The sequence below is a fragment of the Moraxella boevrei DSM 14165 genome (assembly GCF_000379845.1).
GTDB lineage: Bacteria > Pseudomonadota > Gammaproteobacteria > Pseudomonadales > Moraxellaceae > Faucicola > Faucicola boevrei.
Map to the genome: position 1 here is coordinate 55425 of NZ_KB903775.1, position 11396 is coordinate 66820.

The 11396-nt window shown below is 39.5% G+C and carries 12 protein-coding genes, 1 tRNA gene and 1 rRNA gene; 2 read left to right on the forward strand and 12 right to left on the reverse strand.

Features of this window, described 5'->3' with window-relative positions; translation table 11 throughout:
- Window positions 1-5 precede the first annotated feature (5 nt).
- The 11 genes from rplB to A3G3_RS0103825 form a co-directional block, all read right to left on the reverse strand.
- Entirely contained in the window at window positions 6-836 is an 831-nt protein-coding gene (gene rplB / locus A3G3_RS0103770) for a 50S ribosomal protein L2 (RefSeq protein ID WP_019519212.1), read from the reverse strand.
- Window positions 837-846: 10 nt separating this feature from the next.
- Window positions 847-1170 (reverse strand): 50S ribosomal protein L23, encoded by a 324-nt coding sequence (rplW, locus tag A3G3_RS0103775; RefSeq protein ID WP_019519213.1) that lies wholly within the window; start codon window positions 1168-1170, stop codon window positions 847-849.
- Window positions 1167-1769: a 50S ribosomal protein L4 gene (rplD, locus tag A3G3_RS0103780; RefSeq protein ID WP_019519214.1), complete on the reverse strand. Its 603-nt coding sequence runs from the start codon at window positions 1767-1769 to the stop codon at window positions 1167-1169. Before rplD ends, rplW begins: the two co-directional genes overlap by 4 nt.
- Window positions 1770-1783: 14 nt before the next feature.
- The gene (gene rplC / locus A3G3_RS0103785; protein ID WP_019519215.1) at window positions 1784-2422 is read right to left on the reverse strand and encodes a 50S ribosomal protein L3; all 639 of its coding nucleotides are present in this window, start codon (window positions 2420-2422) and stop codon (window positions 1784-1786) included.
- A 57-nt stretch (window positions 2423-2479) separates the two neighbouring features.
- Window positions 2480-2791: a 30S ribosomal protein S10 gene (gene rpsJ, locus A3G3_RS0103790; RefSeq protein ID WP_007115544.1), complete on the reverse strand. Its 312-nt coding sequence runs from the start codon at window positions 2789-2791 to the stop codon at window positions 2480-2482.
- Window positions 2792-3576: 785 nt separating this feature from the next.
- Window positions 3577-3963, reverse strand: a complete 387-nt coding sequence (locus A3G3_RS0103800; protein ID WP_019519217.1) for a hypothetical protein — start codon at window positions 3961-3963, stop codon at window positions 3577-3579.
- Between the two features lie 34 nt (window positions 3964-3997).
- A complete protein-coding gene (locus A3G3_RS0103805) occupies window positions 3998-4405 on the reverse strand; it encodes a hypothetical protein (protein ID WP_019519218.1) in 408 nt (135 codons plus the stop codon).
- A 212-nt stretch (window positions 4406-4617) separates the two neighbouring features.
- Window positions 4618-5148: a PAAR domain-containing protein gene (locus A3G3_RS14215; RefSeq protein WP_019519219.1), complete on the reverse strand. Its 531-nt coding sequence runs from the start codon at window positions 5146-5148 to the stop codon at window positions 4618-4620.
- A 68-nt stretch (window positions 5149-5216) separates the two neighbouring features.
- Window positions 5217-6701 (reverse strand): ribonuclease G, encoded by a 1485-nt coding sequence (rng, locus tag A3G3_RS0103815; protein WP_026212833.1) that lies wholly within the window; start codon window positions 6699-6701, stop codon window positions 5217-5219.
- A 162-nt stretch (window positions 6702-6863) separates the two neighbouring features.
- Window positions 6864-7601, reverse strand: coding sequence for a single-stranded DNA-binding protein (gene ssb / locus A3G3_RS0103820; RefSeq protein ID WP_019519221.1), 738 nt, complete (start codon window positions 7599-7601; stop codon window positions 6864-6866).
- 217 nt (window positions 7602-7818) lie between these two features.
- Entirely contained in the window at window positions 7819-9201 is a 1383-nt protein-coding gene (locus A3G3_RS0103825) for an MFS transporter (protein ID WP_019519222.1), read from the reverse strand.
- Between the two features lie 209 nt (window positions 9202-9410).
- Here A3G3_RS0103825 and rlmD point away from each other — a divergent pair, with 209 nt between their 5' ends.
- Window positions 9411-10904, forward strand: a complete 1494-nt coding sequence (gene rlmD, locus A3G3_RS0103830) for a 23S rRNA (uracil(1939)-C(5))-methyltransferase RlmD (protein WP_019519223.1) — start codon at window positions 9411-9413, stop codon at window positions 10902-10904.
- Window positions 10905-10961: 57 nt separating this feature from the next.
- Window positions 10962-11038: transfer RNA gene (locus A3G3_RS0103835), tRNA-Val, on the forward strand.
- 184 nt (window positions 11039-11222) lie between these two features.
- On the opposite strand, the gene rrf is transcribed toward A3G3_RS0103835, so the two are convergent.
- Window positions 11223-11336, reverse strand: a 5S ribosomal RNA gene (rrf, locus tag A3G3_RS0103840).
- Window positions 11337-11396: the final 60 nt, after the last annotated feature.

Here is an 11396-nt window from a genome sequence, read left to right on the forward strand (position 1 = left end):
ATTCCTTATTTCTTATTGACGCGACGGCGACGAATAATCATGTTGTCAGTACGCTTATTAGAGCGAGTTTTAAGACCTTTGGCCTTTTGACCCCATGGGCTAGTTGGGTGTTTACCGAAGTTACGACCTTCACCACCACCATGCGGGTGGTCAACTGGGTTCATCGCAGTACCACGAACGGTTGGACGTACACCACGCCAACGATTTGCGCCCGCTTTACCAAGTGATTTTAGGTTGTTTTCAGTATTTGACACTTCACCAATCACTGCACGGCAGTTGATGTGGATACGACGTGTTTCACCTGAACGTAAACGAACAATTGCATAAATACCATCACGACCTAGTAACTGAACAGCAGCACCTGCTGAACGTGCAATTTGAGCACCTTTACCAATCTTTAATTCAATGTTATGAATTACGGTACCTACTGGAATACTACGAAGTGGTAAGCAGTTACCTGGACGAATTGGTGCAGTTTCACCTGAAATTACAGTGTCACCTTGTTGTAGTTTCTTTGGTGCAATGATATAACAACGTTCACCATCTGCATATTTTAATAGGGCAATATGTGCGGTACGGTTTGGGTCGTACTCAATACGCTCCACAACAGCTGGGATATTGTCTTTGTTACGTTTAAAGTCAACTAAACGGTAGTGTTGTTTATGACCACCACCAACATGACGAGTGGTAATACGACCGTTGTTATTACGACCACCAGTTTTGCCTTTTGACTCGACCAATGCTGCATAAGGACGACCTTTATGAAGGTGTGGATGCACCACTTTCTCGACAAATCGGCGACCTGGTGATGTCGGTTTTGCTTTTACGATAGGCATTGTTTAATCCTTATTCGTTATCAGCAGCAGGTTGTTCTGCTACATCGGCTACTTGTACATCTTGACCAGCTTTTAAGGTCACATAGGCTTTCTTGTAGTCTTGACGACGACCTACCGTGCGACCAAATCGCTTTGTCTTACCTTTAACATTCAAAGTGTTGACTTTAACCACTTCAACACCGTCAAACATTAATTCTACTGCTTTTTTAATCTCACGTTTTGTTGCGTTGGTGTCAACTTTAAAAACTTGCACACCTAGAGTATCGCCCAAGATTTGAGATTTTTCTGAAAATACAGGTGCTTTTAGTACCTGATACAGTCTTGCGTTATTCATGCTAACACTCCCTCAATTTCTTTGGCGGCTGCGACAGACATGATGACTTTGTCAAATGCGATTAGGCTAACTGGATCAATTTCTTGACTACCTAATACGTTGACGTGTGGAATGTTACGAGCAGCTAGGAATAAATTTTCGTCAACTTCGTTGGTAACGATTAATGCTTTTGGTGCATTTAATTCTGCTAGCTTTGCAATTAATTCTTTAGTTTTTGGTGCTGATACGCTAATGTTATCTACCAAAATTAGGCGTTCTTGACGTACTAATTCAGCTAGGATACATTGCATTGCACCACGATACATTTTCTTGTTGACTTTTTGAGACCAGTCTTGTGGTTTGGCAGCAAATGCACGTCCACCACCAACCCAGATTGGGCTACGGATTGAACCTGCACGGGCACGACCTGTGCCTTTTTGACGCCATGGTTTTTTACCACCACCAGATACTTCGCCACGCGTTTTTTGGGCACGAGTACCTTGGCGACCACCAGCAAGATAAGCTGTAACGACTTGATGCACTAGGGCTTCGTTAAATTCACGACCAAATGCTACGTCTGATAGCTCAACCGCCGAACCTGTTACTGTATTTAGATTCACGTTAATCCCCTTGATTAAGCTTTAACTGATGGACGTACGATAACGTCGCCACCATTGGCACCAGGAATCGCGCCTTTAATTACTAGGATACCTTTTTCGGCATCTACTGAAATGATTTCTAAGCCTTGTACGGTAACACGTTTGTTACCCATTTGACCAGGCATTTTTTTACCTTTGAATACACGACCTGGAGTTTGGTTTTGACCAGTAGAACCTAGTACACGGTGAGATACTGAGTTACCGTGAGTTGCGTCTTGGGTACGGAAGTTATGACGCTTTACGCCACCTTGGAAACCTTTACCTTTTGATTGTCCAGTTACGTCAACGATTTGACCTACTTGGAATAAATCCGCAAGGATTTCGCTACCTGCTTCACGACCTTCAAGTTCACTTTCTTCGACACGGAATTCCCATGTGCCACGACCTGCACTTACGCCAGCTTTGGCAAAGTGACCTTTTTGGGCAGCATTAACACGAGAATCACGACGAACACCCGTGGTTACTTGGATTGCTTGGTAACCATCTGTTTCATTGGTTTTAATTTGAGAGATGCGGTTGGCAGCAACTTCAACAACAGTGACAGGGATTGATACGCCTGCTTCTGTGAAGATACGAGTCATGCCGCATTTTTTTCCGACTAAACCGATCGCCATGTTGTTAACCTCTTATTTTTTACTGTTGTTCAATATAGGTTTGTTACCCTATTGGGGTTAGCCTAATGCGATTTGTACATCAACACCCGCCGCCAAGTCTAACTTCATCAGTGCATCGACTGTTTTGTCAGTTGGCTGAACGATGTCTACCATACGTTTAAATGTGCGAATTTCGTATTGGTCACGTGCGTCTTTGTTGACGTGTGGTGAAGTCAAAATATTGAAACGTTCAATGCGGGTTGGTAGCGGTACTGGACCACGCACCTGAGCACCTGTACGTTTTGCGGTATCAACAATCTCTTGAGCTGATTGGTCAATCAGACGATGGTCAAAAGATTTTAGTCTGATACGGATTTTCTGGTTAGCCATGCCAGTAAGCTCCTAAAATATGGGTTATAGATATAGGGTTAATTGTATGCGTTGGGTGTTGATATGTTGTTATACAATAAAAGCACTTACTTGCATTTTTAAACAAAAAAATTTCAGCTTCATCTTACCAATATTTGGTTATGAAACTGTACTTTTTAGTTTGGATGTCGCAAACAATGGAGCGACTGTATTAAAGGGCTTCTTTTTATAGGGTTTTCATAGAAAAAATTTATAAAAACTTATAATTTTTTTGTGTTTTTATCAAACACGCCCTGCAATAAGTTAATTGGTACGTATTATACAGATTTTTTTTAGAGTGTCAATACTATTTGTTAAATCAGCGTGCAATCGCACTATATTATTCAAATATTAGCAAACAAAATACTGTTAATATACAACTTTGGAAGTTTTTTATCAAAAACTGATTTTTAAACTTAGAACCTGTATTCATAACATTTTTGCAATGAAAAATACGATAAATCACCAGCTTTTCAAGGAAAAAACGCAGATTGATAATTATTCTATCAAGCAAGTTTTTGACGCAGGAAAGCAAGGTTTAGCTAGTTTTTATGCAAAAGCAAACTTTTATCTATGAATTTCACAACAAACTTTGATTGCCTAAAGTTGTGAATACAGGCTCTAACTCCTGACAAGTTGATATTAGAAGATTACCAGCTATGTTTTTTGATAAGCAATCGAACAAAATTGCATAGATTTTTCCCAAACAAGATAGTATTTCTGCTTCGTTTTGCTCTTGCAAAAAATAGTAGTCTGCAAAATCTAATTCAAACTCTTCGTAAACTTTTTATATCACGATTATCACCGTACAAAAATTCTGTACAAAATGATACATTTTGATTTACCTTTTTATCTAAACCTCTCATACAAACCATATATTTATTATGTTTTTCCATGAAATCTGCATCTTTAATGCAAATCTCAAAGCCATACTTGATAGGACTGCCTACTTGTTCTTCCCATATAAATCCATTAAATGCACCATCTGAAGGTTTAGATAGCTTCTGCAAATCGAAAGAAGCATTACTGACGGATAAATCTTTTTTATTAAATGTTGCACTGTTAAAATCGGGTGTAAAACATAAACTATTTTCTTTAAATTTAACCATAATATCCCCGCTTATAGCTGGTTTATGCGATGGATTACTAGACATACAAGAAGCTAAAAAAAGGCTTACTAAGATTAAATTATTTCGGTAAATTACTAGCACTTTTTGGACTCCTCAAAAATTCTGATAAAACCTTTAAGTATAGATAGGTATAGTTTCTATAGCTATGTCCCGATTTGCTTAAAGCCCCTGCACGTGGTGAATCTATAAAATATTCGAAATAATCAGCTATAATATCTCCTTGCTGTTCCATATTATAATCACACAATTTTTTATCTTCGCTTAATGAGTAATTATATGGATCACAACCTTTAAGTTTACACATTGGATGTAACAATAGACCTTTTTTTTTAACAGGATATTTTAATTGATGCTGCCAAACATGTACCATTTCATGAATAAAAAAATGTCTATCGCTAGCATTCGATTTAGAAAAATCATCTTTGTAAACCTCATCTGGAAAATATATTTCTCCTTCGGGAGTCATAGCAGTTCCATTGTGTTGCAAACCTAGCCAAAGGTATTCATCTTTGTGTATATAAACTTTGCTATAATCAATACTATCTTTAAATACTTTTCTAGCAAGTGCTTCTTCACCTGAAGTTAGACTGCGTTTTACATCTACCTGTACTGGGATACACGTATCAATCTCATCTTTTTTTAAAATTCTAAACGTACCGCATGATTACTGAACCATTTTTATACAACCTCTTCATCATTTGAAATTACAAATATCTCCACCTCTGAAGCTTGAGAAGATGATACAAATTTAGTATATCCTTGCTCATCTGTTGTTCCTAAAATCTCTTTACTATCATATACCAATTTATACTTTACATTAGATAAAGGGGTTTGCGTTAATCTGTCTAAAATTTGGAATTTATTACCATATTCATGATTCTCAGTATTTTCTAGAAGATTATTACCTAATCCAGAAGTATCAATTTGACTAGAGTCTTTACTACTTTTACCTACAAACCCCATACTTTGATTCGCAATAAATGTTGCTCCACAACTCGCTTTATCACCCTCAAGCACCCATGCCCTACCCATCATCGTTTTAGTATGATTAGATGCTATTGCAGACACCTCTTTATTACACTTAGGACAAAAATGTTTCATACCATCTAAATGCACTTTTTTTCCATCTATTGTAAATGTTTCAAAGCATTCTTCCACAATACCACCATGGTCAGTCGTTGCTCCTTGTGTGATAATTGGAATCGACACTTTGTACTCCTAAATACATATTATTATGGCTGATAATATACCACAAAAAGAATTACAAAAAAAACTTTTTAGTCCAACAAAATATCATATTGCTCTTGACTATAACGATTATCACTCGCCAAATCAATTTTCCGCCCTAGCAAATACGCCAATTCCGCCACAGTGTCGGCTTCGCTGGTTTCTAACAGGTCAATAATCGTACTATTTGCCACCACAGTGAATTTTTTCGGTGTATTATACGACCTTGCAAATCGCATCAACTCCCGAAAAATCTCAAGACAGACGGTTTCACTGCTTTTGACAAAACCTTTACCGCCACAACTCAGACACGGCTCGCAAAGCTGTTGTTGTAGGCTTTCACGCGTGCGTTTGCGGGTCATTTCAATCAAGCCCAAACTAGAAAATTCGCTTAAACTGGTTTTGGCATAATCATTTTTTAACTGTTGTTTTAGACTTTCTAATACATCGTCACGGTGAGCTTGCTCCGCCATGTCAATAAAATCAAGGATAATAATCCCACCCAAATTGCGTAGTCGCAGTTGGCGAGCAATGGCGTGGGTGGCTTCAAGGTTGGTTTTATAAATCGTTTCTTCTTGTGAACGACCATTGACAAACGAGCCAGTATTCACATCAATCGTGGTCATGGCTTCGGTTTGGTCAATAATCAAATAACCGCCCGATTGCAAGTCCACTCTGCGATTTAGGGCATTCTTTAGCTCAATTTCCACCCGATACAAGTCAAATAATCCTGCTTCACCTTGGTGTAATTGTAATTTTGGGGAAATTTGCGGTACAAACTCTTTGGCAAATTGTTGAATATTATCAAATACTTGTGAATTATCAATCAACACACGTTCGGTATTTTCACCAATAAAATCCCGAATGGCACGCGTTGGCAGAGCTAAATCTTGATAAATTAAAGCTGATTTGTGTTTTTTATTAATTTGTAAACGGCGAGCTTGTACAGTTTTCCACAGTTGCAACAAATAATAAATGTCGGCTTCTAGCTTGTGGCGTGGCACGTTTTCGGTGGCGGTACGAGCGATTAATCCACCTTGTAGATTGACTTGGTGTGAAATTTCACTTAAATCCTGTTTTAAGCGTTCTCGCTCATCACCGTCAATGCGTTGCGAAATGCCAATATTTTCACTAAACGGCAAATAGACCAAATAACGAGACGGCAACGAAATATCGGTGGTTAGCCTTGCTCCCTTACTGCCAAGGGGGTCTTTGATAACTTGCACCAAAATGCGTTGCCCTTCGTATAATCGCTGTTCAATCGGTTTTGGCGTGGTCGGCGTGGCGTTTAACTCAGTTTTTGACAAATTAAACTGCATATCGTTAATGTGCAAAAAGGCGGTGCGTGCCTGCCCAATATCCACAAAACACGCCTGCATACCCGCTAACACTCGCACTACGGTCCCAAGATAAATGTTGCCAACACTGCCAAGTTTGTTATGGCGTTCAATATAAATCTCACTTAGCACGCTGTCTTCTAGGACGGCAACTCGGCTTTCGGTGGGACTGATATTGATAAGTAATTCTTGGGTCATGGTAATTTTCAAACGCTGAAGTAAATTGATGTCATTTATTAACAGGATATCCGCTATTCTACTGTAAATTTTTGCTTTTGACAAAATAAAAAATACAATCAAAACATAGCAAAAAAGCGTCCATGAAGAACGCTTTTTAATTTTGGCATTAACAGCCAGCAATTAAAATGGAATATCATCATCGCTGGCTTCAGTTTTTGGCACAGGTGGCGTTGCAGGTTTGCTATCTGATGCAGATGCAGTATTATTGCTATTATTTTGCATAAAGCTATTGCTTTCATAGCCAGCATTTGCATTGTTGGCTTGTAGTGCGTTAGACGGTGTATTGTTAAATCCGCCTGATTGATTGGTGTTATAAGGGTTGCTAAAACCTTGATTTTGCAAATGACTTTGCTGATTTTGGTTCGGTTGCCCTTGATTTTGGTAGTTATTTTGATAATTGTTTTGGTAATTGTTTGGATAACGATTACCGCCATTATTATTGTAATTATTATTAAAACCACCGTTGTTTTGGCTGTTAAAATTGTTATTGTTATAACCGCCATTGTTGTTATTTTGGTAGTTTGGATTGCCGTCTAACATTTGCAAGGTTTCGGCACGAATTTCAGTTGAGTAACGCTCGATACCATTTTGGTCGGTATATTTGTTAGTACGCAGACTGCCTTCCACATAGACAGCACTACCTTTTTTGAGATAATTGCCAGCAATGTCAGCCAACTTACCAAAAAAACTGATGCGATGCCATTCAGTTGCTTCACGGCGTTCGCCTGTCTGTTTGTCTGTCCATTGTTCTGAAGTTGCTACCGAAATGTTGGTAACACTGCCACCATTGGCAAATTGACGAGTGATTGGGTCGTTGCCCAAACGTCCCACGATGATTACTTTATTCACACCACGCATAAAATTTCCTTTAACACTATTTAAAAGTTTTTTAATTTAAAATTGCTAATATTTACAAATATACTTGTTCGTTTTTCAAAATGTTGCTTTTTATCGTTTACATTTTTTAAAAGTTGATAGTTTGCAAAATCGCACAAATACTATACTATTTTTGTACAATTTTGGCTAGTGATTTTTTCATATTCAATCGGTAAAAAATATTAATCTTTTTATTTGGTCAAATGTTGAATGATGTTCCCAAAATTTGGGCAATTTTTTGTTGTTTTTCGTCTGTGATTTGACTTTTGTCTAGTTTTAAGTAGGCAATGCCTTCTTTTTCCATGACCACCACTTCATCAATGCCGTCGATATTTAGCAAATTATCAGAAAATTGTTGGTGATTTTGTTCAGGCAAAGCAACAGTAAAGCTCGTCAAATACGGCGGTGAAACGATTGGCATAATCAGCCCAAACGATACCAACGCCACACCTGCCAACACAACCCACGCAAAGGTGACTGGCTCGGTAAGCAGGATACCCCCCAACGCACCGCCGACAAATGCACCTAGAAATTGACACGATGAATTGATACCCATGACAGTCGCTTTGTTGGCGACTGGAGCTTGTTTGGAAATCCATGACGGAATAGTAGCTTCTAGACTGTTGAAGCCAATAAAATAAACGGCTAAGCCCACAATCAGCCCCGCGCTGGTTTGCCCAAAATACGCCATCATCGCTAAGCTTAACACCAATAATAATAAGGATAATAAAAAGATTTGACGCATTTTACGTTTTTTTTCAGCAATGATAATCAATGGTACAGCGACAATAAAACCCAACAATAACAACGGTAAATACACATAACCTTGCTGTGCCACACCTAGATTTAGCACTTGCATAAATTGTTTTGGCAATAACGTAAACATCGCCGTCATGGTCAAATGTAAACTAAAAATCGCCAAATGTAAGCGATTTAAATTTGGCATGGTTAAAATTTGGCGAAATTGCTCAGCCAATGAATGTGAATTAAGGTTATGTTTTAACATCCGTTTTGGATTTGGCACCATCAGCAACATTGCCATTGCCAACACCGCCAAAATACTGGTTAACCAAAATAAGCCATTGATATTAATCAGTTGTGTTAACATCGGTCCAAGCCCAAACGCTATCATCACCGACATGGCAATGGTTAGGCCCATGGTTGCCATGGCTTTGGTACGGTTTTGCTCAGTGGTTAGGTCCGCCAGTAATGCCATAACCACCGCCGACACCGCCCCACTGCCTGCAACAAATCGCCCCAAAATCAGTGTATAAATATCACTCGCCAATGCACAAATTACCCCACCCAACGCAAACAATAACAAACCTGCGATAATTATCGGTTTTCTCGGATATTTATCCGCTATCACACTCATCGGAATTTGGAAAATTGCCTGACTTAACCCATACACCCCAATAGCAAGCCCAATCAAAAACGGCGTGGCGTGCTGATACTGTTCACCATAAATGGCAAAAACAGGCACAATCATAAACAGCCCTAACATGCGTAAGGCAAAAATTGAACCCAACCCAAACACGGCTTTTTTTTCCACGGAGCTAAATTGCGATGCGTTCTTTTTCATATTTATCAATGGTTAACAGAAAAATAGCTATTATATGCTGTTTTGGCAATTTTATAAATCATTAAAAAATATAAATTAAACGATAATCAATCACAAATCGGCAAAAACACTGTATAACACCAATCCAACCGACAAACAGGCTTTTAAAAAAAGCAAATTTGGGGTATCATGCACGCAATTTTATATGTTGAAGAAAATTTGAGAAAACCATGAACACAAGCCAAACACCCACACTCACCGCCACCCCAAGCACAAAAGGCAAACCGACCGCTCGTACTCGTAAGCGTCTAGCCGATGCACCACCCTTACCATTTGTCATCACAAATCTTACCCACGATGGGCGTGGCGTAGCCGTATATGGCACAGACGACAGCCATATCACCGAAAAACACGGCAAAAAAGTCTTTGCAAGTTTCACCCTGCCAAATGAGACTGTATCGGTTAAAATCACCAACAGCAAAAAAGGTTTTGAAGAAGGCGATACGATACAAGTTCTAGCAAATCCACACCCAGAACGCCAAACACCGCCGTGCCCGCATTTTAGCACTTGTGGCGGTTGTAGCTTGCAACATTGGCAAGCAGATGGGCAGATTAACTTTAAACAATCAATTTTAGCCGAATTACTACAACATCATGCAGGCGTACAACCAGAAAACTGGTTAGAACCACTGGTTGGCGACCGTTTAGGTTACCGCACCAAGGCTCGCATGGGCGTGCGTTTTGTTGAGAAAAAAGGCACGGCACTGGTGGGCTTTCGTGAACGCAGTAGCAATTTTTTGGCGGATTTAAATGAATGTAAAATTCTTGACCCAAGAATTGGCACAAAAATTTCTGAATTAAAGCAACTAATTAGCACGCTTGATGCCAAAAATGACATTCCACAGCTTGAAGTTGCGATGGGCGAAAAATTATCGCACGTTAATGACAGCGAAAAATCGGTGGCGGTGATTGTCCGTCATATGTCACCATTATCCGATGATGATTTGGCGAAATTGCGAGGCTTTTTTGCTAAAGAAAATTGGCAATTGTATTTACAGCCAAAAGGTAGCGACACTGTTCACCGCATTGATGAGATGGGTGGACGTGCCACAAGTCTCACCACTCCACCGACAGGGGGACTGTTTTATCATTTGCCTGAGTTTGATATAACGTTTGAATTTTCACCCTTGGATTTTACGCAGGTAAATTTATCCGTCAATCGCCAAATGACTAAACTTGCGTGTGATTTGTTGGAGTTACAACAAGGCGAGCGAGTGCTAGATTTATTTTGTGGACTGGGAAATTTTAGTTTGCCATTAGCACGACAGGTAGGCGACACAGGTTTTGTGATTGGCGTGGAAGGCAGTATAGAAATGACAGAACGTGCCAAAATGAACGCCAAGGCAAACGGGCTAAATCAAACCGACTTTTTTGCACAGGACTTGACCCAAGATTTTTCGGGTAAAGCATGGGTGGGGCAAGTGGACGCACTTTTGATTGACCCACCCAGAAGTGGGGCGTGGGAGGTTATGGCGTACTTGCCAAAGTTTAATGCCAAACGCATTGTCTATGTTTCCTGCAATCCGATTACCCTTGCTCGTGACACCAAGGCTTTGATTGAGAACGGTTACAAACTCACCCACGCAGGCGTGATGGATATGTTTTGTCATACGGGTCATGTGGAGAGTATCGCTCGGTTTGAAAAAGTTGAGCTTGAAAATTAAACAATGTAAAAAAGTGCTTGCAAATTTTTCAAACTTTGTTAAAATAGCAGCACTTTTAGGCGTATAGCTCAGTTGGTTAGAGCACCACCTTGACATGGTGGGGGTCGATGGTTCGAGTCCGTTTACGCCTACCATATTTTAAAAAGCCATTCAAATATCGAATGGCTTTTTTTATTGTATAAAACCAAGGATTTATTCCGTAATCATGATTATGCCTTTTTCCAGAACATGGTTTTTACCATGTTTTTATTTGTGTTTCGTTTATAGCACCCCAAAGACGAAACCCCCTTCAGATTTGAAGGGGGTAGATATAGGGGGAGCTGACGATGACCTACTTTCACATGGGCGAACCACACTATCATTGGCGTATTGTTGTTTCACTTCTGAGTTCGGGAAGGGATCAGGTGGGACCAACAAGCTATAATCGTCAGCGAAAAGGGATAGAGAAATGATAATTATTAAGATTGTTTTAACTTGTAAAGTGAACCAATC

Excerpts from the sequence above, each read along its gene's own strand:
- rplB (WP_019519212.1), bottom strand. The coding sequence starts at position 836 with ATGCCTATCGTAAAAGCAAAACCGACATCACCAGGTCGCCGATTTGTC.
- rplW (WP_019519213.1), bottom strand. The coding sequence starts at position 1,170 with ATGAATAACGCAAGACTGTATCAGGTACTAAAAGCACCTGTATTTTCA.
- rplC (WP_019519215.1), bottom strand. The coding sequence starts at position 2,422 with ATGGCGATCGGTTTAGTCGGAAAAAAATGCGGCATGACTCGTATCTTC.
- rpsJ (WP_007115544.1), bottom strand. The coding sequence starts at position 2,791 with ATGGCTAACCAGAAAATCCGTATCAGACTAAAATCTTTTGACCATCGT.
- A3G3_RS0103800 (WP_019519217.1), bottom strand. The coding sequence starts at position 3,963 with ATGTCTAGTAATCCATCGCATAAACCAGCTATAAGCGGGGATATTATG.
- A3G3_RS0103805 (WP_019519218.1), bottom strand. The coding sequence starts at position 4,405 with ATGACTCCCGAAGGAGAAATATATTTTCCAGATGAGGTTTACAAAGAT.
- rng (WP_026212833.1), bottom strand. The coding sequence starts at position 6,701 with ATGACCCAAGAATTACTTATCAATATCAGTCCCACCGAAAGCCGAGTT.
- ssb (WP_019519221.1), bottom strand. The coding sequence starts at position 7,601 with ATGCGTGGTGTGAATAAAGTAATCATCGTGGGACGTTTGGGCAACGAC.
- A3G3_RS0103825 (WP_019519222.1), bottom strand. The coding sequence starts at position 9,201 with ATGAAAAAGAACGCATCGCAATTTAGCTCCGTGGAAAAAAAAGCCGTG.
- rlmD (WP_019519223.1), top strand. The coding sequence starts at position 9,411 with ATGAACACAAGCCAAACACCCACACTCACCGCCACCCCAAGCACAAAA.